The 26,807-nt window shown below is 63.2% G+C and carries 27 protein-coding genes; 10 read left to right on the forward strand and 17 right to left on the reverse strand.

The annotated features are described in order from the left end of the window. Positions 1-182 precede the first annotated feature (182 nt). From ACOOE2_RS06840 to ACOOE2_RS06855, 4 genes are all read right to left on the reverse strand, one after another. Positions 183-713 carry a DUF4402 domain-containing protein gene (locus ACOOE2_RS06840; RefSeq protein WP_420382267.1) on the reverse strand — a complete coding sequence of 177 codons (531 nt, stop codon included), beginning with the start codon at positions 711-713 and terminating at the stop codon, positions 183-185. 307 nt (positions 714-1,020) lie between these two features. Continuing rightward, positions 1,021-1,530 carry a DUF4402 domain-containing protein gene (locus ACOOE2_RS06845; protein ID WP_420382268.1) on the reverse strand — a complete coding sequence of 170 codons (510 nt, stop codon included), beginning with the start codon at positions 1,528-1,530 and terminating at the stop codon, positions 1,021-1,023. Positions 1,531-1,982: 452 nt separating this feature from the next. Further along, positions 1,983-2,540: a DUF4402 domain-containing protein gene (locus ACOOE2_RS06850; RefSeq protein ID WP_420382269.1), complete on the reverse strand. Its 558-nt coding sequence runs from the start codon at positions 2,538-2,540 to the stop codon at positions 1,983-1,985. Between the two features lie 13 nt (positions 2,541-2,553). Then, complete coding sequence (locus ACOOE2_RS06855) at positions 2,554-3,123, reverse strand: DUF4402 domain-containing protein (RefSeq protein WP_420382270.1); 570 nt, start codon at positions 3,121-3,123, stop codon at positions 2,554-2,556. Positions 3,124-3,355: 232 nt separating this feature from the next. On the opposite strand from ACOOE2_RS06855, the gene ACOOE2_RS06860 reads away from it, so the two are divergent. The 3 genes from ACOOE2_RS06860 (at position 3,356) to ACOOE2_RS06870 (ending at position 5,573) form a co-directional block, all read left to right on the forward strand. Then, positions 3,356-4,168, forward strand: coding sequence for a sulfite exporter TauE/SafE family protein (locus tag ACOOE2_RS06860; RefSeq protein WP_420382271.1), 813 nt, complete (start codon positions 3,356-3,358; stop codon positions 4,166-4,168). Positions 4,169-4,172: 4 nt separating this feature from the next. Continuing rightward, a complete protein-coding gene (locus ACOOE2_RS06865) occupies positions 4,173-4,949 on the forward strand; it encodes an alpha/beta fold hydrolase (RefSeq protein ID WP_420382272.1) in 777 nt (258 codons plus the stop codon). 87 nt (positions 4,950-5,036) lie between these two features. Beyond that, a complete protein-coding gene (locus tag ACOOE2_RS06870; RefSeq protein WP_420382273.1) occupies positions 5,037-5,573 on the forward strand; it encodes a YbjN domain-containing protein in 537 nt (178 codons plus the stop codon). Between the two features lie 38 nt (positions 5,574-5,611). Here the strand turns inward: ACOOE2_RS06870 and ACOOE2_RS06875 are convergent, their stop codons facing one another. Together ACOOE2_RS06875 and ACOOE2_RS06880 are read right to left on the reverse strand one after the other, a co-directional pair. Next, positions 5,612-7,060, reverse strand: coding sequence for an AMP nucleosidase (locus ACOOE2_RS06875; RefSeq protein WP_420382274.1), 1,449 nt, complete (start codon positions 7,058-7,060; stop codon positions 5,612-5,614). A 62-nt stretch (positions 7,061-7,122) separates the two neighbouring features. Then, entirely contained in the window at positions 7,123-9,258 is a 2,136-nt protein-coding gene (locus ACOOE2_RS06880) for a penicillin acylase family protein (RefSeq protein ID WP_420382275.1), read from the reverse strand. A gap of 277 nt (positions 9,259-9,535) precedes the next feature. On the opposite strand from ACOOE2_RS06880, the gene ACOOE2_RS06885 reads away from it, so the two are divergent. Continuing rightward, a complete protein-coding gene (locus ACOOE2_RS06885; protein ID WP_420382276.1) occupies positions 9,536-11,776 on the forward strand; it encodes a hypothetical protein in 2,241 nt (746 codons plus the stop codon). Between the two features lie 24 nt (positions 11,777-11,800). Here the strand turns inward: ACOOE2_RS06885 and ACOOE2_RS06890 are convergent, their stop codons facing one another. Continuing rightward, positions 11,801-12,493, reverse strand: a complete 693-nt coding sequence (locus tag ACOOE2_RS06890; RefSeq protein WP_420382277.1) for an HAD family hydrolase — start codon at positions 12,491-12,493, stop codon at positions 11,801-11,803. Beyond that, positions 12,494-12,790 carry a plasmid stabilization protein gene (locus ACOOE2_RS06895; protein WP_420382278.1) on the reverse strand — a complete coding sequence of 99 codons (297 nt, stop codon included), beginning with the start codon at positions 12,788-12,790 and terminating at the stop codon, positions 12,494-12,496. Positions 12,791-12,888: 98 nt separating this feature from the next. On the opposite strand from ACOOE2_RS06895, the gene ACOOE2_RS06900 reads away from it, so the two are divergent. Both ACOOE2_RS06900 and ACOOE2_RS06905 read left to right on the forward strand, forming a co-directional pair. Next, entirely contained in the window at positions 12,889-13,566 is a 678-nt protein-coding gene (locus ACOOE2_RS06900; protein ID WP_420382279.1) for a pentapeptide repeat-containing protein, read from the forward strand. Beyond that, positions 13,566-14,096 (forward strand): DUF159 family protein, encoded by a 531-nt coding sequence (locus ACOOE2_RS06905; protein WP_420382280.1) that lies wholly within the window; start codon positions 13,566-13,568, stop codon positions 14,094-14,096. The genes ACOOE2_RS06900 and ACOOE2_RS06905 overlap by 1 nt, the downstream gene beginning before the upstream one ends. A gap of 132 nt (positions 14,097-14,228) precedes the next feature. Here ACOOE2_RS06905 and ACOOE2_RS06910 read toward each other — a convergent pair whose 3' ends face one another. After that, entirely contained in the window at positions 14,229-15,929 is a 1,701-nt protein-coding gene (locus tag ACOOE2_RS06910; protein WP_420382281.1) for a hypothetical protein, read from the reverse strand. A 246-nt stretch (positions 15,930-16,175) separates the two neighbouring features. Between ACOOE2_RS06910 and ACOOE2_RS06915 the strand changes: the two genes are divergently transcribed. Beyond that, positions 16,176-18,386, forward strand: a complete 2,211-nt coding sequence (locus tag ACOOE2_RS06915; RefSeq protein WP_420382282.1) for a hypothetical protein — start codon at positions 16,176-16,178, stop codon at positions 18,384-18,386. 64 nt (positions 18,387-18,450) lie between these two features. On the opposite strand, the gene ACOOE2_RS06920 is transcribed toward ACOOE2_RS06915, so the two are convergent. From ACOOE2_RS06920 to ACOOE2_RS06935, 4 genes are all read right to left on the reverse strand, one after another. Beyond that, positions 18,451-20,130 (reverse strand): APC family permease, encoded by a 1,680-nt coding sequence (locus tag ACOOE2_RS06920; RefSeq protein ID WP_420382283.1) that lies wholly within the window; start codon positions 20,128-20,130, stop codon positions 18,451-18,453. Further along, complete coding sequence (gene betA / locus ACOOE2_RS06925) at positions 20,127-21,803, reverse strand: choline dehydrogenase (protein WP_420382284.1); 1,677 nt, start codon at positions 21,801-21,803, stop codon at positions 20,127-20,129. Before betA ends, ACOOE2_RS06920 begins: the two co-directional genes overlap by 4 nt. A 185-nt stretch (positions 21,804-21,988) precedes the next feature. Then, positions 21,989-22,375: a type II toxin-antitoxin system VapC family toxin gene (locus tag ACOOE2_RS06930; protein ID WP_420382285.1), complete on the reverse strand. Its 387-nt coding sequence runs from the start codon at positions 22,373-22,375 to the stop codon at positions 21,989-21,991. Continuing rightward, entirely contained in the window at positions 22,372-22,605 is a 234-nt protein-coding gene (locus ACOOE2_RS06935) for a type II toxin-antitoxin system Phd/YefM family antitoxin (RefSeq protein ID WP_420382286.1), read from the reverse strand. The genes ACOOE2_RS06930 and ACOOE2_RS06935 overlap by 4 nt, the downstream gene beginning before the upstream one ends. A 163-nt stretch (positions 22,606-22,768) precedes the next feature. Between ACOOE2_RS06935 and ACOOE2_RS06940 the strand changes: the two genes are divergently transcribed. From ACOOE2_RS06940 to ACOOE2_RS06950, 3 genes are all read left to right on the forward strand, one after another. Beyond that, entirely contained in the window at positions 22,769-23,350 is a 582-nt protein-coding gene (locus tag ACOOE2_RS06940; protein ID WP_420382287.1) for a DUF1003 domain-containing protein, read from the forward strand. 139 nt (positions 23,351-23,489) lie between these two features. Then, positions 23,490-24,371: a sterol desaturase family protein gene (locus ACOOE2_RS06945; RefSeq protein ID WP_420382288.1), complete on the forward strand. Its 882-nt coding sequence runs from the start codon at positions 23,490-23,492 to the stop codon at positions 24,369-24,371. A gap of 56 nt (positions 24,372-24,427) precedes the next feature. Next, positions 24,428-24,622 carry a hypothetical protein gene (locus ACOOE2_RS06950; RefSeq protein ID WP_420382289.1) on the forward strand — a complete coding sequence of 65 codons (195 nt, stop codon included), beginning with the start codon at positions 24,428-24,430 and terminating at the stop codon, positions 24,620-24,622. A 465-nt stretch (positions 24,623-25,087) separates the two neighbouring features. Here the strand turns inward: ACOOE2_RS06950 and ACOOE2_RS06955 are convergent, their stop codons facing one another. The 4 genes from ACOOE2_RS06955 to rpsF form a co-directional block, all read right to left on the reverse strand. After that, positions 25,088-25,372 (reverse strand): hypothetical protein, encoded by a 285-nt coding sequence (locus ACOOE2_RS06955; protein ID WP_420382290.1) that lies wholly within the window; start codon positions 25,370-25,372, stop codon positions 25,088-25,090. A 95-nt stretch (positions 25,373-25,467) separates the two neighbouring features. After that, positions 25,468-26,067, reverse strand: coding sequence for a 50S ribosomal protein L9 (gene rplI / locus ACOOE2_RS06960; RefSeq protein WP_420382291.1), 600 nt, complete (start codon positions 26,065-26,067; stop codon positions 25,468-25,470). Positions 26,068-26,079: 12 nt separating this feature from the next. Then, the gene (gene rpsR / locus ACOOE2_RS06965) at positions 26,080-26,304 is read right to left on the reverse strand and encodes a 30S ribosomal protein S18 (RefSeq protein ID WP_420382292.1); all 225 of its coding nucleotides are present in this window, start codon (positions 26,302-26,304) and stop codon (positions 26,080-26,082) included. A 3-nt stretch (positions 26,305-26,307) separates the two neighbouring features. Next, the gene (gene rpsF / locus ACOOE2_RS06970) at positions 26,308-26,670 is read right to left on the reverse strand and encodes a 30S ribosomal protein S6 (RefSeq protein ID WP_420382293.1); all 363 of its coding nucleotides are present in this window, start codon (positions 26,668-26,670) and stop codon (positions 26,308-26,310) included. Positions 26,671-26,807: the final 137 nt, after the last annotated feature.

The raw sequence follows: 26,807 nt of genomic DNA on the forward strand, positions 1-26,807 counted from the left end.
CCTTCGTCTGTGCAAAGCAGCTGCAGCCGGACCCGTTGATCGTTGCCGATCGCCGCCATCCCCCGCAATCGGGTGCTAGGCCATTTTGGTTAACAACCGGTTAGGTATAAACCGCAGTGGGTGAGGGCGAGTGCAGCGCGCCCGGCGCTTGTTTATGGTTGGAACGCTTCGGAACGAGACGCTCAGTTATATGCGACAGTGGCGCTGTAAGTGCCCGTATAGGTGCCCGGGGTTTCGGTGCCGATCGCGGTCAGCGTGCCCCCGACGGTAAAGTTGTAGGCGCCGGTGGTGCTGGTCGTGGCGCTGGTGGCCGAGGGCGTCGTGGTAAAGGCCATCGATTTCGCGCCGCTGGTCACGGTGCCACTGGTCGTGGTGATCGTGAAATTGCGCGCAATATCGCCGGTCAGCGCAAATTTGTCAGCGGTGACGACCGAACCGCCCGGTACAAATGTCACCGCGCTGGTGGTCGAACCGGTACCCGCAGCAGTAACCACAACGGTTCCGCCCGTGCCCACGGTAAAGCTGCCGAAGCCAAGCGTCGCTCCGGCAGTATGCGTCAGCTTGATCGGCGCGATTACGGTGCCCGCTGTCGTGCCGGCTGCGGTTGCGGTATTGCCCGAGGCTGCGCTCGCGGCGGTCGTCGACCCCATCGCAAGCGCCGCGATCGCGGTTGTCATCGCAGCGACCCGCCCGAATTCTGTCCCGTGTGGCATTGCAACATCTCCCGCCTGTCGTCGTCACCCGATCCCTCGTGCCATTCGGGCACGCGTCACTCAGGTTTTAGAACCGAACACCGGCGTTAGGCGGGAATGGTTAACAGGCGGTTAGGTATAGTGCGCAAGCATTTGGCAATTCGCCATTTTCGACGCCTTATGGCCGGATCTCAGTTCGTTGCCTGAAAACCAAAAACGGGCAGCACGATCCGCAAGGATCGCACTGCCCATCATGGCCCCCCGACAAGGCTGTGCCCGAACGCGTACCGGCGCTGGTCTCCCCCCGAAAACCGGCGCCAGGTTCGCCTTAGTTGTAGGCGACGGTCGCGTTGTACGAGCCGGTGTAGGCGCCGGCCTTTTCGGTGCCGAGCAGCGTCAGCGTGCCACCGACCGAGAACGTATACACGCCCAGCGCGCTCAGCGAGCTTGAAGCGGCCGACGGCGTGGTCGAGAACGAGATCGTGGTGGTGCCGTTGGCGACCGTGCCGGGTGCGGTCGAGATCGTGAACGACCGCGCGCCCTGGCCGGCGACCGTGAACTGGTCGGCGGTCACAAGATTGCCGGTTACGAATGCGGTATCGCCCGTGGTGCTGCCGGCGCCTGCCGGGGTCACCACGACAGAGCCGCCGGTGCCGGTGCTGAAGATGCCGAAATTCAGTGCGGCGGCCGGCGTGTGGATCAGCGTGATCGGCGAAACGACTGTCGCCAGCGCGGTGCCCGATGCGGTCGAGGAATTGCCCGATGCGGCGTAGGCAGGAGCCGAAACGGTTGCTGCTGCGGCGAGGACCAGAACGGACGAAAGAAGGATCTTGGTCATTGTATATTCCTGTGCGTTGTACCGGCCAGTCACGTCGGCCCGTAATCGGTGAACCCATTTCGCAAGTGACCGGCCGTAGAGGCGACCGCGTTTGGCGATGTCTGTTCCCTAGGCCCGCAGGATTAAACTATGGCCTAGTAATTATACTTACCATTTGGTTCATATCTCGAAAACCATCACAAAAAATGGCGTAAATCTGCCATTTTTATTGTTAATTTCGTCAAAATTACGGTTAATATCCGAAGAATTCAGCCGGAATTAACGATGAGCTTTCATAGCGTCGGACACGCTGGAAAGGCACATTGATCGTGCCAAGCATCGGTTTTCGTGAGGCAAATTGATGAGGGGGTCACGGCGGGGAAGGTAAATTTCCTCCGGCCGGAGCGGGCCAATTCGGTTAGCGTGAAAAAGTTTCGGCGGTGCCAAAAAATTTTTACGGTGAATTGCGCGGGTCAGACGTAGCTGACGATCACCGTAAAGCTGGCGCGATAGCGTGCCGGCGGCAGATCGGCGGGCAGGGTTATCGTGCCGCCGACTTCGAAGCGATCGGTGCCTGCGGCGTCGAGGCGCGGCGCGGTCGCACTGCTGGCGCTGCGCACGGTCAGGCCAGTGACGGTGAGCGCAGGAACGCCGGCGCCCGACTGGGTGGTGCCAGTCGCCACGATCGCCGCGGGCAACTGGATGGTGTAATTGCGTTGCGGTTCGCCGCTGACCGAAAAGCGTGCGGCATGCGCGTCGGCGCACGCCGAGCCGGTACAAGCCGCGCTGGCCCCGCCGGCGAATTGCGCGCCCGCGGCGCCCGGGCTGACCGTCACGGTGCCGCTGCTGCCGTCCGCATGCGTGATTTCGCCAAATTCCATCGGCGACAGCGCGATCACGCGCAACGGGCTGACCAGCGTTGCCGATGCAACACCAGTCGCAGTTGCCGACCCGGCCGCCAGCGCGGACGTGCCGCATAACGCCGCCGCTCCCGCTGCGGCAAGGCTTGCAATGATGCGACCTGCCATCATGCCAAAATTCCGATCATCCCAGCACTTGCGTCACTGTTGCCACCAGCTGGAGGGGAAACACCAGTTGCGCGCCCTGGTTCCCGCTGGTGACATTCAGCGTGCCACCGACATGAAAGACGATCGTGCACGTTGGGCTAAAGCAATTGGTTACCGTGGCGGTACCGGTCTGGCCTGGCTGCAGCGACGCCATGCCCGGCAGATCGGTGGTAAAATTCGATATCGTACCCTGCACGCCATTGATCGTGACACTGTTGGCAGACGGCATCGTCACCTGGATCTGCAGAAAATAAAACAGGAACAGGCCGCTGGCATGCGTATAGGTCATTGTGAATTGCGCCGGGCCGCTGATGCTGTCGCCCAGCGGCAGGATGCCGGTGCTGGTGCTGGTGCCATCGGGTGCGATCGTGCGCGACCCGCTGCCCGAAACGACCAGCGTGCCGAAGGACAGCGGTTGATTGGCGGTTGCGGTAAACGTGGCTGCGGCCGCATGCGCCTGACACGGCATGATCACGAAAAGCGTCGGCGCCAGGCGCGTCAGCAACCCCCGGGCAAAATTCCGGAAATACAATCGTGATTTGGGCATTCTGGCTTGCACGAAACCACCATAGGGCTCGCACGATGGACAGCGCAAGCGATCGCATCGGCGGTGCGTCTGGTTGCGGGACATATGCGCGACCAGGCCCAGGCGGTGCGCCGGGCGAAAAGAAAGAATCCCAACCGGACAAATAGAGATTGTGCGCGGGGTCCTTGCCCTATGCCCGGTTCGCCCGTTATGCGGGCTGGATACCGTCGCCGCTCCATTTGCAGGATACGCCATGCTGGCCCATTTCGATCTTGCCCAAATCGACGCGCTGCATGTCTTTGCCGGGCTGCTGGTCGGGTTTCTGGTCGGTCTGACCGGGGTTGGCGGCGGATCGCTGATGACGCCGGTGCTGGTCCTGCTGTTCGGAGTAAGCCCGACGACGGCGGTGGGCACCGACCTGCTGTTTGCCTCCACCACCAAGATTGTCGGATCGGCGATCCACGGCACCCGCCACAGCGTCGATTGGTCGATCGTGCGCCGCATGGCGATGGGCAGCGTGCCCGCCGCGATTGTCACGCTGGTGCTGATGTCGCAGTTCGGCCATCCGCCTCGCGCGGCCAACCACACGCTGATGGTCGTGCTGGGTGCCATGCTGGTCCTGACCGCGATCGCCACCCTGTTCCAGAAACGCCTGGCAGCATTTGCGCGCGCCGGTGTGCCCGAACCCGTCGAAGGCGAACCCGCGCCGTCGGCGCCGGGCCGGACGATCCTGCTCGGCGCGGTGCTGGGTGTGGCCGTCACGATGTCATCGGTGGGTGCGGGCGCAATCGGGGTGACCGCACTGCTGATGCTGTATCCTGCGCTGCGCGTGGCGCGCATCGTCGGCAGCGACATTGCGCATGCGGTGCCGCTGACGATGATCGCGGGGTTTGGCCACTGGGTGATCGGCGATGTCAGCCTGGTGCTGCTGGTCAACCTGCTGATCGGTTCGTTGCCCGGGGTGGTGGTCGGCAGCCTGCTGTCGACGCGATCGCCCGATTATGTGTTGCGCCCGGTGCTGGCGGCGGTGCTCTTGTTTTCCGGGTACAAACTGATCACGGGCTGAATCGATGGCAGACATTCACGAAACATTCCCCGGCTTTGATGGGCAGCCACTTGCGCTGACCTGCGTGGGCCCCGGCTCCGACCGGAACGCGCGCCCGGTCATCCTGCTGCACGGGCTGTTCTCCTCGGCCGAGGTAAACTGGGTGAAGTATGGGACGGCGGCGCAATTGGCGCAGGCTGGCTTTACGTGCCTGATGCCCGATCTGCGCGCGCACGGCGCCAGCGCCGCGCCGCACGATGCCGATGCCTACCCGGCCGATGTACTGGCCCGCGATGCGCAGGCGCTGGTGCGATATCTCGGGCTGGATGAGTTCGACCTCGTCGGGTTTTCGATGGGATCTCGCACCGCGGTGCGTGCGGTGGTTGCCGGCCTGCGCCCGCGCCGGCTGGTGCTGGGGGGCATGGGGCTGGAGGGCCTGGCCGGATGGGCCGGACGGCGCGATTTCTTTCGCGAGGTGATCGACCGGTTCGGTACGATCCGGCCCGGCGATCCGATGTACATGGAGCAGCAGTTCCTCAAATCGTCGGGCACCGACCGTGTCGCGGTGCGGCACTTGCTGGGCGCGATGGAGGATACCCCGCCAAGTGCGCTGGCCGCGATCACGATGCCAACGCTCGTGCTGTGCGCAGACCAGGACCATGACAACGGTTCGGCCGACAACCTGACGGCGGCCTTGCCCAATGCCGTGCGCGGCACAATCCCGGGCACGCATATGAGCTGTGTGACGAAACCCGATCTGGGCGCGGCGCTGGTCGAATTCCTGACGCGGGACGGCGTGTAACGAAGGCGAACGATCGCGGGTTGCCGCTACGGTTCGTTTGTGCAAAACTCGGGACAATAAAAAAATATACCCCGAGGATGTCTGACTATGAAATCGGTGTTTTCCTCGATTGCCAGGGCCACAATTCCCGCGATTTTTTGCGCAATGGCCTGTGGCGTGCCGGCCTTTGCCGAATCGTTCACGCCCGTTTCCGCCACCGATCCTGCGGGTATCGTCAGCGTGTTGCAGGCGTCGGGCGACAAGGCGCAACTGACGCATGACGACAGCGGCGATCCGCTGATCAAGGCGCAGATCGGCGGCTGGACCACGCAGATCGTGTTCTACGATTGCAACGAGATCACGCACAGCGAATGCCAGTCGTTGCAGTTCAACGCCAATTTCATGCCCGAAAAACCGTTCGACGCCGCGGCCGCCGCTGCGTTCGTGCGCGACAACCGGTTCGGCGCGGTGACGGTCTCGCCCGATCGCACCGTAAACGTGACCTGGGATGTGATCACCGGCCGCGGCATCGATCCTGCGGTATTTTCGCTGGTGGTCAAAAGCTACCGCCTCGCGCTCGACACGATCGGCAGCCAGGTGTTCAGCCCCGCCCACATGTCGCACCTGGCCAGCGCGAGCCGCTAAATAAAAGCCTTCATCCTGATGGGAAGGGCTAAGGTAAATTACCGAAACGGCGGCTCGTTAAATGCGCGCAGTTTGCGCGAATGCAGCCGGTCGCCCTGTTGGCGCAGCAATTCGCACGCGGTCGTCCCGATCGCCAGATGCGCGGCGATCGCTTCTTCGTAAAACCGGTTAGCCTGCCCCGGCAGCTTGATCTCGCCATGCAGCGGCTTGTCCGACACGCACAGCAGCGTTCCGTAGGGGACACGAAAGCGATAGCCCTGCGCCGCAATCGTTGCCGATTCCATATCGATGCCGACCGCGCGTGACAGGTTCAGCCGCCGGGCGGAATGCGAATACCGCAGTTCCCAATTGCGATCGTCGGTGGTGACGACGGTCCCGGTGCGCATCCGCCGTTTCAGATCGGTGCCGCCGATGCCGCTGACCTGTTCGGCGGCGGTCTGCAAAGCGACCTGGACTTCGGCAATCGCGGGTATCGGAATTTCGGGTGGCAACACCGGGTCGAGCACGTGATCATCGCGCAGATAGGCATGGGCCAGCACATAATCGCCGATCTGCTGCGTCGGGCGCAGGCCACCGCAATGCCCGATCATCAGCCACGCTTCGGGCCGCAACACCGCCAGATGGTCGCAGATCGTCTTTGCATTGGATGGCCCGACGCCGATATTCACCAGCGTGATGCCCGTACGATCGGGCGCGACCAGGTGATAGGCCGGCATCTGGTGACGGCGCCACGCGGTATCGGACAGCCGCGCGCGCGCATGGTCGGTCCGTGTGTCGATCGACAGCCCGCCGGCGCCGGTCAGCGCGACAAACCGTTCGCCATCGAGCTCGCGCCCGGCCCAGTCGACGAATTCATCGACATAGCGATGGTAGTTGGTGAACAGGATATAGCGCTGAAAATCCTCGGGCCGGGTGCCGGTGTAATGCGCCAGTCGCGCCAGGCTGAAATCGGTGCGCAAGCCATCGAACAGCGACAGCGGCATCGGCCCGGTGCCGGGATCGTATTCGGCATCGGCAATCTCGTCACCGATGGCCGCCAGGTCGGTCGAGGGAAAATGCCGCGCCATGTCCTGCGGCCGCACGACACCGATGCCCGCGCCGAATGCGCCGTCGAGCACATAGGGAAACGGAATTTCCTGGCTTGAAGGATGGACCGTGATCACGACATCGTAATCTTCAAGGATCAGGCGCAATTGCGCGGCCAGGTAATCGGCGAACAGCGCGGGCCGCGTGACCGTGGTGGCATAGACGCCACGCTGGGTCAGCCGGCCGAACGCGCGTCCGGTCGACACATTGTCGGGATCATTGGGCAGGTTGATCCGCAATTCGGGATAGGCATACGAGCCATCGTCGCGGCGGCTGGCGGGCGGTATGGTGCCATCGGTGGCGAAAGCGGCGATGTCTGCGCGCAATGTGGCGATGGCGCGGTCGTGCAGCCGCGCAAGTTCGGCCAGGACGGCAGCGATGATGGTATCGTGATCAGTCATGCCCGACACCTATCGCGCTTCGGTGACAACTTGAAGCCTTTCTCCCTCGGTGGCCGTTTGCTTCAGCGGCGCGTCAGCGTTTCGGTCGATGCGACATGCCCGGCCAGTTCATCGGGCCAGAAATGCACCGGTCGCAGATCGCCTGCCGCGTACCGCGCCACCTGGTCGGAAAAATGCGACGAGGCAGGATTGTTGCTTTCCCCGCCGATACTGACCGCACGCGCGGACACGCGCGGGCCGAACTCGACCACCGCGACAAAGCTGTTGCCGCTGGTCCCGTAATACCGTGTCGTGCCCGGATACCGCCGCGCGCCGAACGATGCGAGCGAGCCCCACCGCGCGCTGGCAAACGGGATCGGCACCGATGGCTTGCGATCATCGAACACCTGCTCGATCGCGCCGTCATTGCGCTGATAGCGATTGATCTGTCCCCACGGCACGCGCCAGTCGCCAAAATCGGTGCGCAACCGCATGATCGCCGCATCCAGCGCGGCCAGGCGCAGCGCCGGGCTGGCCCGCGTCGCCATCCAGTCCCACGCCGACAGGCCGGCGTCCGCGGGATCGGTGTGCGTGGCGTGCATATCCCACAACGCCTCGCCCCAGTTCACCGCCAGCGTCGTCGCGGTGGAATCAATGGCCCACCGGTGGTCCCAGCCTTTCAACAGCGCAATCGCGGCCTGGCGATCGGCATTTCCCGGATCTGCCTCTCCCGCAGCAATCAGCGGCGGCAACTGTCGCTCGAATTCGGGCAGCCATGAATCGTACGCCGCGCCGATCAGCCGACCGAGCGTGAAATCGGCCCGCGCGCCCAGCACCCGGGTGGCATGCCACCCGCGCGGATTTGCGCCGACCTGGTCCATGTATGCCGGATACTTCGCCTTGACCGGGCTGTCGGGCCCGGCGGCATGCCAGGGCGCATCGTTGCTGTTGTACGCCCACCCGGTTTTGGGATCGATCACGCTGGGCAACTGGTCGAGCGGGGTCAGGCCCTTCCAGTCGGTCGCCGGGTCGCTGCCATCGACGGGCCGGGTGTAATCGAACCGCGTATCGCGCACCGGCACGAACTGCGGATGCAGATACGCGATATGCCCGCTGTCATCGGCAAACAGCGTGTTGTTCGAACTGTTCGCGCGCAATTCGGCGACTTTGAGAAACGATGCCAGATCGTGTGTCTTCGTGCGTTCGAAACTTTGTTCGAGCGCAGGCACAGGCTTGTTCATCAGCGCAAACGCAATCCATTTGCCGTTATCCTCGCGCACGATCGGGCCATGGTGGCTGGCCCAGGTGACAAAGCTGCGCGTGCCCATCGTGCCATCGGTGCGGCGGTACCGCAGCGTGACCTTGCCTTGTGTCAGCGGCCGCGTTGCGGCGCCATAGCGATAGGCTTTGCCGCCGGGCGCATCGACCACCGTTTCGGCAAATTCATCGACATTGTCGATCCCGCTCGATGTGTGCATCCATCCGGCATGGGGGTTGAACCCCTGATAGACGAAAAACTGCCCCCAAGTGACCGCGCCATAGGCGTTCAACCCCTGGTCGCTGGTCATCTGCAGTTCGGACCGGAAAAAGAAACTGGTATGCGGGTTGATCAGCAGCAGCGCATGACCACCCGCCGTGCGTGCCGGCGCGATCGCCATGCCGTTCGATCCCGATGGTTCGCGCCAGATTACGCCGCGTTCGTCGGCGTTCATCGCGACCTGGCGGTGCTCGTAAAACGCCTGCAACTGCGACAGCGGCACCCGCTCGATATCGCCGCCGATGCTCCCTTCGGTAAACGACAGCGCCATCCACGGTTCGAAATGCGTCAGTACGCGGGGTTTGACCGCCGGATGATCGGCCAGATAGGCATTGAGCCCCGCCGCCCATGCAACCATCAACTGCTTCAGCCAGGCCGGGCTGGCCGCGTAATCGGCCTGCAATACGACAGGATCGATAAACAGCTGCTGGCGCAGATCCGACCAGATCGCGGTCTCGCCCTCGTCTTCGGCCAGCCGTCCCAGATTGACGAGATAATTGCGCTCGATGCGGGGAAAGTCGTCCTCGGCCTGCGCATAGATCATGCCATAGACCGCGTCGGCATCGGTGGCGCCGTGGATGTGTGCAATGCCCCATTCGTCGCGCGTGATCGTGACGGGGGCGGCCATCGCGGACGGCGCCAGCACAGGCAACGCAAGCAGAATGGCGGCAAGACGGCGCATGGCATTTTCTCCCCCAATCCTCCCCGATTCGGCCCGATTCGGCGAGGTTGACAATGCAAGGCATGGTGGCGGGGCCTCTCGCCCGGCACAACACCTGCCAGGATTTACCGGGCGACAAAGCCGTTTGCGCCACAGTCGCCAGGTTGCCTCAAGAGCGAGGTTCTTGGTGGACCGCCGCAGGGTAGGACGGGGAAATTGCTCAAATACACATTTTTTTGCAACAAGTCCCGGGGCGCGACATTGGCTAAACATCGCAGTTCATCATGGGAGGGATGACATGGACTATGCCGGACAGTTGGTCGAAAAAGCCGATCGCGTCCTGCACGAGGGATTGAGCCCATACGTCTTGTCGCTGCGAGCAGAACTTGCCGCGCAATCGATGCGCGTTATGGAAACGTTTCCGCTGGGTGACATGCGGGTGGATGTCTGCCAGGGGTGCGACTCGCTATGGGCCATCGTGCGCCGCCCGGGACAAGGCGGCCTGGCCCTGCGCCTGGCGTTTGCGCCCGGTGGTTTCGAAACGGTGCGCCGCCAACGCGCGCATCCGGGCGAAACGCTGCGCCTGCGCGCCGATAGCGCGATGGGCCGCCATGTCGTCATGCTGAAAACCGATGGGCTGGACTTGCATCGGTTCCGCGCGACAGTCGATCTCACTCCCGCAGCGCCCCTGCTGCTGCCGTTTGTGCCGCGCGATCTCTATCCGCTTGACGCGCACGACGATCCCGCGCGCGCGTCGGGCATAGTCGAGGCAGCGCAACGCGGTCTCAACGCCGGCCTGTTGTATTTTCATATCGACCGCCCCGAACTGGGCAGCGTGCTGTACCTGCAGAACCTGACCGCAATGAACGCATACTACCGCGCAACCCATACCACGCCTGCCGGCGCAGTTGGCGGTTTGTGGCCAGAGCTGGGGTATCTGCCGCCCACGCCGCCGCAAAGCGGTACGCCGCCCACGGCACCGCTGCCAAAGGGTAAGCCGGTGACCATCTCCGACGCCATCCTGGTCCTGCGTGATCGAACTCCGCCCGATGAACGTGATTCAGCCCGGCGCTTCATCCAGATGCTCGGCGCCGCCTATACTGCGCTCGATCTGCCGCCGGTCGAATATCATGATTGGGTCGAACGCGCGGGGCGCACGCTGGATGATCTCGACACGTCGCCCAAGGCCACGATCAAGCATTATGGCCACCGCTATGCGCATCCCTATACCCAGGCCGAATATCCCGACAGCATGGTGCAGATGGCGTTGATTGCGCCGATGCACGACTTTGCCTTGTGGCGCGATACGCCGATCGCGTTGCAGGGTGAATTCGAGGCGGGGCTCGAAAAATTCTATGATCCGGCGCTCAAATCGATCCGGCGCTATTTGCCCAATGTCGGCAAGGACAAGGACGCCGATGCCGTCGACAGCTGGTATCTGTATCACCCGCTGATGAACCTGGGCCGCCTGGCGATTGCCGGAAACGACAAGGCGCGCGACCTGTTTGTGCGGTCGGTGGATTTCGGGATCAAGGCGGCCCGGCATTTCAAATACAAATGGCCGATCCAGTACAACGTTGTCGATTTCTCGGTGATCACGCGTGTTGCCGGGGCCGACGATCGCGGACAGACCGACGTTGGCGGAATGTATGCCTGGGTCATGCTGCAGGGTTATGAACTGACGCGCGAGGACCGGTTTCTGCACGAGGCGCAGGCTGCCATCGATGCGGCCGAAGGCATGCGTTTCAATCTGAACTATCAGGCCAATCTGACGGCGTGGGGCGCGGCCGCGTGCCTGCGGTTGTGGCGGATCACCAATGTCGAGCGCTACCGCGAACAGAGCTATGTCTATCTCGCCAGCTTTTTTCACAACTGCGTCATCTGGGAATCCGAGATCGAGCGCGCCGCGAGCTATCGCAATTTTCTGGGGGTGACTTGCCTGCAGGATGCGCCCTACATGGCGATCTACGAGTGCTTCGACAGTTTCTGCGCCTTCGAACACTACTTGCGCGACAGCGGCCCCGAACTCGAACCGGCCGCGCGCATGCTGATCAGCGAATATTGCCGCTATGCGCTCGACCGGGCATGGTATTTCTATCCCGATGCGCTGCCGGCGGATGCGCTGGCCACGGACAACCGCAACGGCCACATCGATCGCGACCTGTCGTTTCCGCTCGAAGACCTGTATGTCGATGGTCAACCTGCAGGCCAGGTCGGGCAGGAAATCTATGGCGCGGGGGCGGCACTGGTCTTTGCCTCGCGCGCCTTTCATACGGTGGCGGACTCGCCGTTTCGCCTGTTCTGCGATCATTTCATCATGGCGAGCGAACGCACCGGTGAACGGGCCATCAGCGTCATGCTCGAAGGCGGCGAAACCTGCGCCGCCATGCTGGCGATGGTGCGGACCGGGCGGGCGGCGCTGCCCCGTTTCACCGTGCAGACGGCGGGGGGCGATCCGCTGCGCCCCATCAGACGCGGCAAGGACCGGGTCGAATACCGCGTGCCCGCCAATGGCCGACTGATCCTGAGCTGGAACTAGTAATCGGTAGTCGAATGTCCTGACTCAAAAACCGGCGAACGGCGAAGTATGATAGTGCGCCAGCAACGCCTCCGCATTTTCATAAACGACACTCGCGCCTGCTTGCTTGAGAGCGCTGGTCGTCACACCACCTGAACGCACGGCAACGCTTCGCACCCCGATTTTTGCCGCCGCTTCGATATCCCAGACCGTATCACCGATTACGACGGCATTCTCGGGCGCGACGCTCACTTTGTGTAGCGACGCAGCGAAAATGTCCGGCGCTGGCTTCGACTGCTTGACATCGTCAATGCCTGTACTCGCCGCCACAACATCAGCGACTCCGAGCAAATCGATATAATGATCGATCTCTGCGCGCTCGGCCGAAGACGCCAGAACCACCTGCCAGCGATCCGCATGCACTTTGCGCAACAATGCTGTCGCACCCGCAAAAGGACGCGCGAGTGCAAGATATCGGGACTTGAATATCTCTCCATTCCGCTTGGATATTCGTTGGTGTACATCATTGCCGGCGTCAGGAAGCAAGGCGGGGAGCAGGTTGTCGCCACCTTTACCGATCTGGGCGCGAATGCTGTCGAGCGCGATCTCGCAACCCGCCTCGCGAAACGCCTCGTTCCATGCTTTGACATGCAGTTCGTTGCTATCGATCAGCGTGCCGTCGATATCAAACAGCGCCGCGCGGGGCGTAGCGGGACTGCTCATCGCAAGCTCAGACATTCAACCGCCCGCACGCTGTCGCCGGGTTTCCCAGCCCTTCCTGGCAGCCGCTGAACGGTCCGAATGGCCTTGGCTCGAACTGCCGATATGGCCGCCTTTGCGTGCGCTTTCCTGGTTTTCCGCATGACCGCGACCTGATCCCGACTTGTTGCCGCCACCCGATGTCTTGTTGACCGTCGCCCACGCCCGGGCTTCGGCTTCATCCTTGGCCACGCCGCGCTGCTCGTAGCCCTCTTCGATATGTTGGGCCTTGCGTTTTTGCTTGTCGGTATAGCTCGACTTGTCACCCTGGGGCATGACGGCTCTCCTTTCAGAGCATAACCGCCCAATCTTTTTCGGGTTCCGCAGCGCAGATGATTGGCGACGCCGCCCGCCGGGCCGGTTAGGAAAGGGCGATGGAACCCGACCGCATGATCACCGACCAGACATTGACGCGCGCCGAGGTGGCGGCATTGACCGGCACGCCGGTGCATCTGATCGATTGCGATCTCGCCGATGCGGACTTGTCGGGCCTCGATCTCAGCGGGTGGCGGTTCGAACGGTGCGATGTGCGCCGGGCGGAACTGGCCGGGGCGCGGCTCGAAGGCGCGCAGTGGCAGTCGTGCCGGGCGGGAATGGCGGGGCTGGTGCGCGCGGATCTGACCGACGCAGTGTTCGCATCGTGCGATTTCAACAATGTGCCGTTTCGCATGGCGCGCCTCGCCGGGGCGCGGTTTACCGGGTGCAAGCTGACCGGGGCGGACCTGTCGGACGCGACCGCGATCGATGTGCAGTTCGAGGAGTGCCTGTTGATCGGGGCCAGGCTGCCGGGGTTTTCGTTCAAGCGGCAGACCCTGCGCAAGGTCGATTTCGGGCAGGCCGATTTGCGCAAGGCCGATTTTCGCGAGGCGGTGCTCGACGGGTGCAGCCTGCGCGATGCAAATCTGGCCGGCGCGCGGTTCGACAAGGCGGATTTGCGTGCATGCGATCTGGGCGGATTGCGGCTGGTCGATGCAACCCTGTTTCGCGGTGCGGTCATCTCGCGCGAGCAGGCGGCGTTGCTGATTGCCGAACTCGGCCTGCGGCTGGGCTGATGTACCGGCTCGATGCAACGGCGGACGAGATCGCGGTGGCTTTGGGCGCGCAGGCAGGGCGCGATGTGTGGCAGGGCGGGGGCGTCGTGCCCGGAGGATTTGCGCCGGTGGTGGTGCAGGGGCGGGACACGCGCCGGCTGGTGCCGCGCCTGTGGGGTGTGCCGCCTCCGCCGCGCGGGTTGAACGTGGTGACGCATGTGCGCAATCTGGAAAGCCCGTTCTGGATCGGCACTTTGCGGCATAGCGAATACCGGTGCCTGATCCCGATGACGGCGTTTCGCGGGGGGCGGGACTGGTTCGGGGTCGAGGATCAACCTGTGTTTGCGTGCGCAGGGATCTGGCGCGATTCCGAAGTGGTAAGTTTTGCGATGATCACCGTGGCGGGGGATGGGTTGTATCCGGCGGAGAAAGTAGCGACTTTGCCGCTGATCCTGGCGCCGCAGGAATTCGGGGTGTGGTTGCGGGCGGATTGGAAACTGGCGCGCGATCTGGTGCGAATCGGGGCGAGCGGGTTGCGGCGGATCACGTAGCCCCACCTGATCCGCAAGCACCCACTTCTCGTCATCCCGGGCTTGACCCGGGATCCCGCTTGCTTTCGCGCTGACGCCAGACCTGTGTGTTCCGCATAAAGGCGGGGCGACGATGATGTAGGGTTAGCGCCCCTAATCCCCACCATTGCGTGTCGGCAGGCGGTCGAACGGCAGCGTGCCATTGCCCAGGTTCAGCTGCGCATTCATCATCGCGCTGCGTTGGGCGCGTTCCTGGTCGCCGGTGCTGCCGACCGAGACGAGCGTAGCCTGGCTGGTGATGAAATCCTTCAGGCGTTTCGCCAAAGCAGCCGCGAGGTCGGGTTTGCCCAGCATCGACAGCATATAGCGCGCACCATCCTTGCCGAACGCGGCGGAGTGGACTTCGGCGACCCACAGCCGGAACGTCATGCCTTCGATCTGCACGACCTGGCTGCTGGCATGGAGGTTCGACGTATAGCGGTTGCCCTGCGCGACTTCGGCGGCGGCGTATGTGCCGTTCATTTCCATCCAGATCACGGTCGACCGGAAATCGAAGCGCAGGCGCAGGAACCGCGCGACGGCAAACGCCGCCTTGGCCAGCGCCCACACAAACAGCGTGCATGCCGCAAGTGACCCGACGCCCGACCCACCACCGGTCAGCGCGCCGACCAGCAAAAAACTGGCAACCGACGCGACCAGCACCAGCAGCAGCGCATAGCCGTTGATCAAAGTGATGATCATCGGATTGCCCGAGGCAAACGGCCGGTCGCCGTCGGGCTCGCCCTCGATCCGCGCGCCATCGATCACGAATGGCACGGGCTGGGTTTCCTCGACGATGCTGCCCCGGAATTCGCCGGTGCGGTCGGCCAGGTTTACGATCGGATCGATCCGGCAATAGCGGCGGTTGGGGATCTTTTCCCACCAGCCGTCCTGCATCGCGCGCATGAATTCGGCCGACAGCATCGCGGGATTGACCGAAATGTTCCAGGTGTCCTGGATCATCGACACGGTGGTCGATGGTGCGGCCATGCGGTGCCGGATGACGGCGGTGAAGAACAGGCCGTGGAGCACGCCGGCCAGCACCAGCAGCAACAACAGCGTGGTCGCGCCGATGCCGAACGGCGGCGCGGGCAGGCTGTTGCCGACCAGCGCGATCGCGACCGGGCCGAGCACCGAAAACGCGATCAATGCGGCCATCTTGGGCACCGACAATACGCTGATGCCAAGATCCGCATTGGCGCCCGATCGCGGATTGAGCAGACTGGGCGCGGAAATGACGAACAGGATGATCGCGACCCAGCCAGACACGCGGCCGCCTTCGCCGTCACCCAGGATCGCCGAGATGAGCAGCCCGCCGAGCAGTGCCACGGTGAGGATACCCGCCTGAAACTGCCGTTCGGCAAAGGCGCGCACGGGGCGCGGGGCATAGATCAGGTCGGGCACCAGCGAATAGAGCAGGCCCGACAGCGGGTCGGCGGGCTCGGGATATTCGAGCGCCTGTTGCCGCAGCGATTCCTTGATCACGGCCTCGGCTGGTGTGCTTGTGCCGATCTGGTCTGGCGCCAGTTGCGGTGCCAGCCCTTGCGGGCGGCCACGACCGAAGAAAAAGCGCAACTGGCTGAACACCTGGAACAGCAGGTATCCGCCGACCATCATCAGCGCAAAAGCGACAGCCGCGGCCGCGAGCGCCTCGAGATGCGCGCCGCTGCGCAAGGCGGCACGCGCCTGAAACAACAGGATGAACCCGGTCAGCCCGGATATCGCCGCCGCCGCGCCGACAAACAGATTGTGTTCGCGCAACGGGTTGGGAAAGGTGAAGTTCTGACTGCTGCTGCTGCTATATTCGTAGCTCACAAAGCCACCCCACCTTCCGTAATCTCACGCCGGCCTTCTGGCAGCGCGCCATACTGCGCGCAAGCTCCAAGGCTTGCAGGCTGCGTCGAGTGTGGCCAGGTCCTTGGCTTGCGCAACCGACGCGGCACCTGCCGACAAACCTTGTTCATCGCGCGTAACATTGCATCTTTTTAAAACCACGCGCACACGCCTGTTCGCTATCGCTTGCCGCCCCTGTTTCGCCGCCCCTATCCCGATCGAGTTCCCATGATGCGCACTGTTCGCAACGTCACCATGACCATGGCCTGTCTGCCTGCCCTGTGCCTTGCGCTGTGCTGGCCGGGCGCGCAGGCATGGGCTGATCCCGCGCCTTTCGACCTGGCGGGCCCGAACATCACCGTTGCGGTCACGCGGCAGGGGGTCACGCTGCCGATCGCGTCGGTGCCCCAACTGGCGCCCGGCGACACGGTCAGGGTGCAGGTGGTCCTGCCCGCGAGCGAAAACGCGCATTACCTGCTGGTCGCCGCGTTTCTGCGCGACCCGACCAATCCGCCACCCGACAGCTGGTTTTTCCGGTCGGAGACATGGAAAGCGGCGCGGCGCGGCGGCGGCGCACTCAATCTGACCGTGCCGGCCGGCGCCAACCATCTGGTGCTGTTCATGGCGCCGGCGACGGGCGGCGATTTTGCCACCTTGCGCAAGGCGGTGCAGGCGCGCCCGGGTGCCTTTGTCCGCGCTGCGCAGGATCTGGAACAGGCGTCGCTCGATCGCAGCCGGTTCGAGACCTATCTGGCCACTATCCGGCGGGTCGCGGCCAAGGCGCCCGATACGCTGGTCCATGATGCGCCGGTGATTGCGGGCAGCCTGCGAATCAAGATCAACGACGAGTGCCTGCAACGCCAGGCCGAGTTTCAGGCCGCCTGCCTGCTCGATTCGAAGCAGTCGGTGGTGCTTGGTGGTGATGGCGCCGCCAATACCAGTACACTGACCGGCGCTGCGGCCGACCTGCTGCTGAACCTGAGCGCGACACCGCAGGGTGGCGCAGGCTATTACAGCCCTTACATCGGTGCGATCCGCGACATCGTCGGGATTTTTGGCGCGATGCGCACCGCCCGGTATCAGTACATTCCCGCGCTGGGGCTGGCGCGCGGTGGCAATCTGGCGCTGGTGCTCAACACGCCGCCCTCGTTTGCCGATCCGAAATCGGTGTTGATGGTCGCCTTGCCCGAGGTCAAGCCGGCAATGGCGCTGGTGCCGCATCGCGAACCCGGTGCCGTGGCGGCGTGCCTGGGCGCAAAGCAACCGATCGTCCCGGTGACCATCAGCCCGCTCTATTATGCCACCGATTTTGCCCACGACCTGACGTTGCGCGTACATCTTGCAGGCGACGCCGCGGCCGATCTGCCGGTTGTGCCCGATCCGGTTCGCGGCGGCCTGGTCATCGCGCCCGGCGCGACGCTGCCGGCCGACAGCACCGGGCCGATGTCCGCAACGCTGCACGGTATGTGGGGGTTCGAGCCGTTTACCGGGCCCGACGTGGCGCTGGCAGTGCCGGGCGCATGGCATTGGCAGCGCAAGGATGCGGGCAAGACCACAAGCAAGGATGACGGCCCGCTGACGCTGACCGGCGCAGCATCGGCCTGCATCGTGTCCGTCACGGCAACGGCGCCGCACGGCACGCCGCAACCGGCAAGCTGGAAACCTGTGGGCCCCGACGAAATCACGATCGTGTTGCCGGCAAAGGAAGACCGGCACGACCAGATTGCGATCAGCATAGAAGGGCCCAAGGGGACTGCGCCGGCCACATTGATGGTCGCGCCGCCAGCCAAGGCGCCGCCGCCTGCCGCGCGGATCATTGCGCGCGTGTCCGAACCGCCAACGCCCGAATCCGCGAATGCTCCGACGTTTCAACTGGGCAACACGGACGAGATCCCGGCAAATGCGCGGCTCAGTTTTACGCTCAAGGCGGAACCGGGTGACAAATTTGCCGGGCGCGATGCGGTCGAAGTCGGCACCACCGGCAATGACACCGTGGCCCACCTGACCGTGGGCAGCGGCCTCACGCTGGTCGATCCCACGATCCTGGTGGTCAGCCTGACCCCGGCCCAGGCGCTGGGCAGTTCGGCCTATGGCCCGTTGCGCGTCAGGCTGATGCGCGGTGATGTCGCGGGTGACTGGCTCGGGGTCGGCACAATGGTGCGACTGCCCACGCTCAAGGCGCTCGATTGCAAGACCGGCACGGCAGGCAAATGCACGCTGCGCGGCGACGCGCTCTATCTGCTGGCCTCGGTATCGGCCACGCGCGGGTTCGACAGCGCGACAAGCGTTGCCGACGGCTATCCCGGCACGACGCTCGCGGTTCCCAGGCCCTTGGCGGATGCGAAGCCGGGGCCGGATAGTACACTGTTCGTGCGCCTCCACGACGCGCCCGAAGTGATCAACCAGGTCACCTTTCACGCGGCGGACAGCGCCAATTAAGGGCAGCCAGATGCCCGGTAGCGGGTAATGGTTTGGCGTGCGCTTGCCGTATCAGCCCCGAAACCTACAATCGCGCCAGGGCGTGCGCCCCTGCAATCACCGCCGCGCACGCCGCCAAAGTCACCCATGGCAGCACGCCAGCCTTGCGCACCATGCGCCCGTTGCCGTCCAGTGCGTAATCGTCGACCAGCGAGCGCGGAAACACGCCCTTGTCCTGCACATAATGCCGGAACGCAAACACCGGCACGATCAGCAGCAGCGCGATCAGCCCGTTGCGCAAGGTTCCTGCGCCCCACACTTCGGCGCCGGCGCCCATGAACACCATGTTGATAAACCCGAACGTGCAGCCCAGCGCCAGCAACCACGTGGGGCAGCGGAACGGGCGTTCGCGCTCCGGCCGGTCGATGCGGTGGATCCAGCCGGCCTGGAGGTTGAGGAAATTGAACGCCAGGTAGCAGACGTTGCTGATCATCAGCACCGCGAAATAGTCGGACGCCAGCAGCAGGATCAGGTTGAAGCCGAGGTCGGTCCACATCGCCGCGGTGGGCGCACCGTGGGCATTCACACGGCTGAGGTATTTCGGCAGCCAGCCATCGACCGATGCCTGGTACAGCGTGCGTGACGATCCCATCATCGAGGTCATCACGATCAGTAGCAATGACAGGATCAGCATCGCGATGAACACATTGGCGACGATGATCCCCGTGCGGCTGGTCGCCGCCGCGCCGATACCCTTGACCACGATCGAGGCCAACGCCTGCGCCACGCCCGACCCGTCATAGATATCGGGCGCAAGCATGCGTTCAAGACCGAGCGAGGCCTGGAACGCCAGCGGCACCAGCGAGAAGATCAGGATGCACAGGATGCCCGACGCGATGATCGCGCGCGGCGTGTCGCGCGCGGGATTGCCGAATTCACGCGTGTAGCACACCGCGGTCTCGAACCCGTACGTCGACCAGCCAGCGCCGAACATTGCGCCCATCAGCAGCGTCAGGCCATAGGCATTCCACGTACCGAAATGCACGGCCCCGGCGGCGTGCACCATCGGCAGCAAGGGGAACAGCCGGTCGCTGGGCAGATCGCCGGTAATCAGCGGGATCAGGCCGACCAGGATCAGCGGCGCCAGGCACGCGGCACCAAGGATTTTTTGAATATACGCCGCGCGCGCCGCGCCATGATGCTGCATCACAAAGGTCAGCAGCAGGAATGCGGTCGCAATCAGCGATACCGCATTGATCCGCAGCGTCAGCCCCGGGCGCACGAGGCCCAGGTCCATCAGCGTGATCTGCCAGTGATTGATCGCGGCCGTGGGGGCAAACAGCACCGCCATGATATAGCCTGCGCCAAGGCTGGTCGCGAGCGTCAGCACCGGCGACCATGCCAGCCAGTTGGCCCAGACCGAAACCGGCGCGACAAATTTGCTGTAGGGCAGCCACGCCGCCGCGCCGTAGACCGACGCGCCGCCCGATTTGTGCGGATAGAGCCCGGCGATCTCGGCGTAGACGAAGCTTTGCACAAACCCCATCATGATCGAGACGATCCACACGACCCAGCTCGGCTGCCCGATCGTGGCGGCAATTCCGCCAACAGTCAGCAGTACGCCGGCAGGTACGCCCGATGATGCCCAGAATGCGCCCTTCCAGTCGAGCGTGCGATGCAGTTCTCCGGTGCCCGCATCGCCGTGGGGAGGATGTGCCACATCGCCCGGCAGGCTTTGCGCAATCGCGAGGTCTTCACCGATCATCGTTGCTGGGTTTCCCATTCGGGGTGAACGTAAAACGGTTCGTTCGCCGGCGCCAGCATCGGCCGTCCCAGGATGTGATCAGCCCCTTTCTCGCCGATCATGATGCTCGGCGCATTGAGATTGCCGGTGGTGATCGAGGGCATGACCGAGCTGTCGACGATCCGCAAACCTTCGACCCCGATCACGCGCAATTCCGGATCGACCACCGCCAGCGGATCGTTCGCGCGGCCCATCTTGCAGGTGCATGACGGGTGCAGCGCGCTTTCGACATGCTCGCGGATAAAGTCGTCGATCTGCGCATCGGTCACGCAATCGGCGCCGGGCTGGATCTCGCGGCCACGGAACGGCGCAAACGCATCCTGCGCAAAGATTTCGCGCGTCAGGCGCACGCATTGGCGCATTTCCACCCAGTCCTGCGGATCGCTCATATAGTTGAACAGGATCTTGGGCTTGTCGTGCGGATCGGCGCTGCGCAAGGTGACGGTGCCGCGGCTCTTGCTGCGCATCGATCCGACATGCGCCTGATAGCCATGCTCGGTGGCGAGCGACGAGCCGTCGTAATTGATCGCCATCGGAAAGAAATGGTACTGGATGTCGGGATATTTCACCCCGGCATTGCTGCGGATAAAGCCGCAGCTTTCGAAATGGTTCGAGGCGCCAAGGCCGGTCTTGCGCAGCAGCCATTCGGCGCCGACCAGCGCCTTGCCGATCAGGTTGGCGCTGCCGAACAGCGTGATCGGCTGGCTGCACGCGACCTGGAAATAGAATTCCAGATGATCCTGCAGGTTGGCACCGACGCCCGCGCGATCGGCCACGACCGGGATGCCCAGCGCCGAAAGCTCTTCGGCGGGGCCGATGCCCGACAGCTTGAGCAATTGCACCGTGTTGATGGGGCCGCCGGCGAGGATGACCTCCTTGCCCGCGCGCACTTCGTGCATCGTGCCGCCCTGTTCGTAGGCGACGCCGACCGCGCGTTTGCCTTCGAACACGATACGGCTCGCGAGCGCGTGCTGGATGACAGTCAGGTTGGGGCGCTTGACCGCGTCATACAGGTACGCCTTGGCCGAGGAACAGCGCTCGCCATTGCGCACGGTCATGTCCATCCGGCCAAAGCCTTCCTGACGGAACCCGTTGTAATCCTCGGTTTCGGTATACCCGGCCTGCCTGGCGGCATCGATCCACGCCTGGTGCAGCGGGTTCTTCAACGAGCCATAGGTGGTCGACAGCGGCCCGTCGCCGCCGCGATACGCATTGCCGCCTTCCTTGCGCGTCTCGGCGCGTCTGAAATAGGGCAGGACTTGCGCATAGCCCCAGCCGCGCGCGCCTTCGTCTTCCCACCGTTCGAAATCGAGCGGATTGCCGCGCACATAAACCAGCCCGTTGATCGATGACGACCCGCCCAGGCCCTTGCCGCGCGGGCAATTCAGCCGGCGGTTGTTGAGATGCGGCTCGGGCTCGCTTTCATAGCCCCAGTTCCACCGTTTGGTGTTCATCGGAATGGCCAGCGCAGCGGGCATCTGGATATACAGCGACCGGTCCGATCCGCCGGATTCGAGCAGCAGCACCCGGTTGTGACCGTCCTCGGTCAGGCGGCTGGCGAGCACGCATCCGGCGCTGCCCGCACCGACGATGATATAGTCATAGGCTGGATCGATCGCGCTGCCGTTCGTCATATCCAAGCCTGTTCCTCAAAAACGCAAAACTGCATGATGCGCGCAGACTACGCAACGGCCTTCGCACGCAAATTATGACAGGCATTAGCGCGGGTGATGTCAACGTATGATCCATGTATGCCGACCCATCCCTCGTCGCCCCGGATTTGATCCGGGGTCCCGCTGCCTTTGCGCAAACGGTGCGTTCACCAAAGCCGCTTGACAGCAAACCCGTCGAACATCGTTTCGTTAGATACCAGCGTCATGTCTTCGACAAGCGCTTGCGCAATCAACAGGCGATCGAACGGATCCTTGTGGGCGATAGCCAACGATCCGGCGAATTGGGCATGGCGAACGGTGATGGGCAATTCGAAAAACCCTTGCGCAGCAACCGCGTCTGCAAAATTCTGCGCCAGCCGCGCTGCGTGCTCCAGTTTGCCGATCCGGAATTTGGTCGCAACTTCCATTGCAGACGCAGCGCTGATCGCAATGGTATTGTCCAGGTTCGCAATGGCTTCTCGTGCAGACACGCTGAGTGCATCATCGCCGGCCAGCCACCAGATCAGCGCATGGGTATCGAGCAGGAGCTTCAAGCAGGGTTCCAGCCGTCCAGTTCCTCGTCGGGCAGGGGCTCGTCAAAGTGCTCGCCCATCGCGATCTTGCCTTTGAGCGCGCCGAATTGCCGATGGCCGCGCGGTTCCAATGGCACCAGACGCACGACGGGAATGTTGCCGCGCGCAATGACAACGTCACCACCAGCCAGCGCTTGGGCAATCAGGCGGGACAAATTGGTTTTGGCGTCATGAACCGAAAACTGGGCCATCGAAGAACTCCCTGGCTAAATACCTAGCTAAGGCATATGCCTTTGACAAGTCCGATGCCTCATCGATGTGTTGACGCCGGGAATTTCGCATGGGTTATCGCGCGTGTTGCGCTAAGTGCCGAGCCAGCACCCCAGGAAAGTTGCCCCGCCGATGAACCCGATTGTGACGACCAGACACCTCCTGGAAGCAGCTGAAGAAACCATTCTGCATGAAATCCGCAAGACGCGGCGCGCCGATCGCATGCGCAAGGCGCGCGATGCGCACGAGGGCACTGCGCATCTGACAGTGGGGCAGAAGGTTGCCGACACGGTTGCCGCGGCAATGGGATCGTGGAAATTCATCATCATCCAGTCAGGCTTGCTGTTCCTGTGGATCGTGCTCAATGTCACGGCGTACGTCCAGAAATGGGACCCCTATCCGTTCATCCTGCTCAACCTGGCGCTGTCGTTTCAGGCCGCCTATGCCGCGCCGTTCATCATGATGAGCCAGAACCGGCAGCAGGATATCGATCGCGAGGCGGCGGCCTGCGATTACCAAGTCAATATCAAGGCCGAGCTCGAAATCGAGCTGCTCCACCAGAAGCTCGACCAGTTGCGCGAAAGCGAAGTCTATGCGCTGACCCAGGCGGTCGCCGACCTGACGCATCTGCTGCACGAAACCAGGGCGGAATTGCGCGAATCGCGTGCCGAGCGCGACGAAATCGCCAGGGATGCGTCGGGAGGAGGCGGGTTGTTCAAGCCCTGAACAGATCTCGTTTGCTTTATCGGCGCCTGCCAGCCACGCTGTGACACATACGGCAAGTGACGTATCTGTGGGGCACCCTTTTGCGGCTATCGCTGGCGCACAAGCATGCCGAACGAACGGGATCGACACGGAATAAACGATGAAAGCCATTCTTTTCAGCCTCGTCCAACCCGCATTTATCGCGGTGATCATCGCGTTCTGGTGGCTTGCTCCCCCCGCCTGGGTCAACAATCCCAATGCGATCCTGTTTGCGGTGATTGCCACGACCGCGCTGATTCAGGCGCTCGAATGGGTCAAGGAGCGGCACATCGGCTGGCGTATGACTCGCCAGGAGTTTTTCACCGATGTGTTTTATGTCGTGCTCGGCTTTACCGCGATCGATTTCCTGACGTCGCACCTGGCCGAAGATCCGCTGAAAGCGTTCAAGGTCGCGCTTGGTCTGGGCACGCCATGGATTGCGCACCTGCCGTTCGTTGCACAAGTCGCACTGGTTATCTTCCTGGTCGAATTCGGCCAGTACTGGATGCACCGCGGCATGCACAATTTCACGCCCCTGTGGTTGGTCCATGCGCCGCATCACCACATTACCCAGCTCAACACGATGAAAGGCGCAGTGGGTAACCCGATCGAGCTGTTCCTGATCAGCCTGTCGGTGATCGCGCTGCTCGATGTGCCCCTGACCGCAGTGCTGTGCGCTGCCAATATCGGCGTCGCGGTGTCGTCGTTCGCGCATGCCAACGTGCGGCTGGACCCGCCGCGCTGGTATGCGTTCGTGTTCACCACGATCCGCCATCACAGCCTGCACCATTCGGTCCCCTATGAAGACACGCGCTGCAACTATGCCAATTCGCTGATCGTGATCGACCGCATGTTCGGCACCTTCCGCAATGGCGAGGCCGAAGTGGTCGGCCAGGACGAGCGCAAGCGCCTGTCGATCCGCGAACAGTGGCTGTTTCCGGCAATGCCGGTGATCGCGATGGTCAAGGCGCGCCGCGTGCAACCGGCTGCAGGTTCAGTCTAGACGATCGCGCGCGCATATGCTCAGGGGCCGGTGATTTCCATTACAGGACCCAAGCCATGTCGATCAAACTCACCCTGACCGAAGACGAAGCCGAAATCATCCTGGACGCTCTCGAAGCGGACATGGAAGGCTACAGCGAATCCGCCAAGGAAGCGCGTGGCAACAACAATCGCGCCGATGTGAAGACATTCAGCGAAGCGGCCGAACGCATTGCGGCGCTGATCGCCCGCATCCGTCCCCTCGTGGAATAACAGTTTTCGAATCGGGACTGGGGGACCATGCCCGACCCGGCAGAGGAAGTGATGAGGGGGCTTCCGGGCGCGCCGGGTTGAATCGCATCGCAAACGGCGCCAACGGCCGCTTCCAAAGTAAACTTCTCAATTATTTGTTTGTGTTAAGGATCAATCGCGCTGCTTTCTTCATTCTTGTATAACCAGGCGACGATCGAAGCGCCCGGGAATCCGGAGAACGAGCATGATCAGAATTCTAGCAACGAGTGTGCTGGCAATTTCACTTGCCATTGCCACCCCCGCGTTTGCCCAGGTGTCGGGCGGCGGTGCAGGTGGGTCGGGGGCCGGAGCGGGAACCGGCACTGGCGGCAGCACGATGCCGGGCACCACCAACCCCGGCGGCACGGGCGGGATGAAAAAGACCCACCCGGGCTCGTCCAGGACCACCCACCACAGCACCACCGGCTCCAGCCGGACCAGCCATCGTCACACCACCGGTTCGTCGGGCGGCATGACCTCGTCCGGCGGAATGTCGTCGGGCGGCACGTCATCGTCGGGCGGGATGTCATCCTCGGGCGGGATGTCATCCTCGGGCGGGATGTCATCCTCGGGCGGGATGTCATCCTCGGGCGGGATGTCATCCTCGGGCGGGATGTCATCCTCGGGCGGGATGTCATCGTCGGGCGGGATGTCATCGTCGGGCGGCACGACGTCGTCGGGAGGAATGAGCTCGGGCGGCGGCACCACGCCGTAAGCGTCTGACGCAATCAACCTGCCGGGGGGAGCTTGCAGGGCCCCCCCCGGACAGGCAAAAAAAAGGCGCCCCACTCGCGAGGGGCGCCTTTTTTCGATCAATCGATAAACGATCAGGCGTCGGCAGGCGCCGCGTCGTCGTCGAGCAGGTCGGTCGGGATTTCGCCCGGTTCCGCATTGGGATCGTACGCTTCGGTAAAGCCGCCGCTTTCGCCGTCGAACATCGCGTCGATCACGTCGACGCCCTTCGATTGCAGTTCGGCTTCGTCGGCCGAACGGGCGACGTTGGCTTTGACCGTGACCGACACTTCGGGGTGAAGCTGGACACGCACGGTCGAGACACCGATGAACTTGATCGGGCGATCCAGCACGACCATGGCCTTGGTGACCTTGCACCCTTGCGCGACCAGGCCCTCGGCGATGTCGCGGACCGAAACCGAGCCGTACAGCTGACCGGCGTTGGACGCGGCGCGGATCAGCACCACTTCCTTGCCTTCAACATTGCCGGCTTCGGCCTGGGCTTCGTCACGGCGGACTTCGTTGTCGGATTCGATCTTTGCCCGGTTGGATTCAAAGATTTTCCGGTTGGCGTTGTTGGCGCGCAGGGCCTTTTTGTTCGGCAGCAGGAAATTGCGCGCGTAGCCATCCTTTACGGTGACTTCATCGCCAATGGTGCCCAGCTTTTCGATGCGCTCGAGCAGGATGATCTGCATGGTGTGCGCTCCTTACTTGACGAGGTACGGCAGCAGGCCGATGTGCCGGGCGCGTTTGATCGCCTGGCCCAGTTCACGCTGCTTTTTTGCCGAGACCGCAGTGATGCGGCTGGGGACGATCTTGCCACGTTCGGACATGAAACCCTGCAACAGGCGTACGTCCTTGTAGTCGATCTTGGGCGAATTCTTGCCCGAAAACGGGCAGCTCTTGCGGCGGCGGAAAAACGGACGAGCCATGGTTTATTCCCCTTCGCGTTCGCGACGACGCGTGCGTTCGCGGTCGTTCTTGCGCATCATCACCGACGGGCCGGCTTCGAGTTCGTCGACGCGCACGGTCAGGAAGCGGATGATGTCTTCGTTGATCGCGGTCTGGCGTTCGAGTTCGGCGACGACGCCCGGAGGGGCTTCGACGTTGATCAGCACGAAATGCGCCTTGCGGTTCTTCTGGATCTTGTATGCCAGCGACCGCAGACCCCAGCTCTCGACCTTCACGACTTTGCCGTGGTTGGTCTCGATGATCTCGGTGGCGGTGGCGGCAAGCGCGTCGACCTGAGCCTGGCTCAGATCCTGGCGCGCAAGAAAGACATGCTCGTAGAGCGGCATGGCCGTTGCGTCCTTAATACTCTAACCGATCGCTGGCGATCCGCGGGATTGCGGGGCCCCTCCGGCTTTCTTGGTGTTTCGTCCCGCATGCGGGGCGAAGCGGTGGCCCTTAACGACTGATGGTGCGAATGCAAGCG

This window comes from Novosphingobium sp., assembly GCF_965214355.1.
Classification (GTDB): Bacteria; Pseudomonadota; Alphaproteobacteria; order Sphingomonadales; family Sphingomonadaceae; genus Novosphingobium.

What these genes read in the sequence shown, in the direction of transcription:
- ACOOE2_RS06840 (WP_420382267.1), bottom strand. Translation starts at nt 713, where the DNA reads ATGCCACACGGGACAGAATTCGGGCGGGTCGCTGCGATGACAACCGCG.
- ACOOE2_RS06845 (WP_420382268.1), bottom strand. Translation starts at nt 1,530, where the DNA reads ATGACCAAGATCCTTCTTTCGTCCGTTCTGGTCCTCGCCGCAGCAGCA.
- ACOOE2_RS06850 (WP_420382269.1), bottom strand. Translation starts at nt 2,540, where the DNA reads ATGATGGCAGGTCGCATCATTGCAAGCCTTGCCGCAGCGGGAGCGGCG.
- ACOOE2_RS06855 (WP_420382270.1), bottom strand. Translation starts at nt 3,123, where the DNA reads ATGCCCAAATCACGATTGTATTTCCGGAATTTTGCCCGGGGGTTGCTG.
- ACOOE2_RS06860 (WP_420382271.1), top strand. Translation starts at nt 3,356, where the DNA reads ATGCTGGCCCATTTCGATCTTGCCCAAATCGACGCGCTGCATGTCTTT.
- ACOOE2_RS06865 (WP_420382272.1), top strand. Translation starts at nt 4,173, where the DNA reads ATGGCAGACATTCACGAAACATTCCCCGGCTTTGATGGGCAGCCACTT.
- ACOOE2_RS06870 (WP_420382273.1), top strand. Translation starts at nt 5,037, where the DNA reads ATGAAATCGGTGTTTTCCTCGATTGCCAGGGCCACAATTCCCGCGATT.
- ACOOE2_RS06875 (WP_420382274.1), bottom strand. Translation starts at nt 7,060, where the DNA reads ATGACTGATCACGATACCATCATCGCTGCCGTCCTGGCCGAACTTGCG.
- ACOOE2_RS06880 (WP_420382275.1), bottom strand. Translation starts at nt 9,258, where the DNA reads ATGCGCCGTCTTGCCGCCATTCTGCTTGCGTTGCCTGTGCTGGCGCCG.
- ACOOE2_RS06885 (WP_420382276.1), top strand. Translation starts at nt 9,536, where the DNA reads ATGGACTATGCCGGACAGTTGGTCGAAAAAGCCGATCGCGTCCTGCAC.
- ACOOE2_RS06890 (WP_420382277.1), bottom strand. Translation starts at nt 12,493, where the DNA reads ATGTCTGAGCTTGCGATGAGCAGTCCCGCTACGCCCCGCGCGGCGCTG.
- ACOOE2_RS06895 (WP_420382278.1), bottom strand. Translation starts at nt 12,790, where the DNA reads ATGCCCCAGGGTGACAAGTCGAGCTATACCGACAAGCAAAAACGCAAG.
- ACOOE2_RS06900 (WP_420382279.1), top strand. Translation starts at nt 12,889, where the DNA reads ATGGAACCCGACCGCATGATCACCGACCAGACATTGACGCGCGCCGAG.
- ACOOE2_RS06905 (WP_420382280.1), top strand. Translation starts at nt 13,566, where the DNA reads ATGTACCGGCTCGATGCAACGGCGGACGAGATCGCGGTGGCTTTGGGC.
- ACOOE2_RS06915 (WP_420382282.1), top strand. Translation starts at nt 16,176, where the DNA reads ATGATGCGCACTGTTCGCAACGTCACCATGACCATGGCCTGTCTGCCT.
- ACOOE2_RS06920 (WP_420382283.1), bottom strand. Translation starts at nt 20,130, where the DNA reads ATGATCGGTGAAGACCTCGCGATTGCGCAAAGCCTGCCGGGCGATGTG.
- betA (WP_420382284.1), bottom strand. Translation starts at nt 21,803, where the DNA reads ATGACGAACGGCAGCGCGATCGATCCAGCCTATGACTATATCATCGTC.
- ACOOE2_RS06935 (WP_420382286.1), bottom strand. Translation starts at nt 22,605, where the DNA reads ATGGCCCAGTTTTCGGTTCATGACGCCAAAACCAATTTGTCCCGCCTG.
- ACOOE2_RS06945 (WP_420382288.1), top strand. Translation starts at nt 23,490, where the DNA reads ATGAAAGCCATTCTTTTCAGCCTCGTCCAACCCGCATTTATCGCGGTG.
- ACOOE2_RS06950 (WP_420382289.1), top strand. Translation starts at nt 24,428, where the DNA reads ATGTCGATCAAACTCACCCTGACCGAAGACGAAGCCGAAATCATCCTG.
- rplI (WP_420382291.1), bottom strand. Translation starts at nt 26,067, where the DNA reads ATGCAGATCATCCTGCTCGAGCGCATCGAAAAGCTGGGCACCATTGGC.
- rpsR (WP_420382292.1), bottom strand. Translation starts at nt 26,304, where the DNA reads ATGGCTCGTCCGTTTTTCCGCCGCCGCAAGAGCTGCCCGTTTTCGGGC.
- rpsF (WP_420382293.1), bottom strand. Translation starts at nt 26,670, where the DNA reads ATGCCGCTCTACGAGCATGTCTTTCTTGCGCGCCAGGATCTGAGCCAG.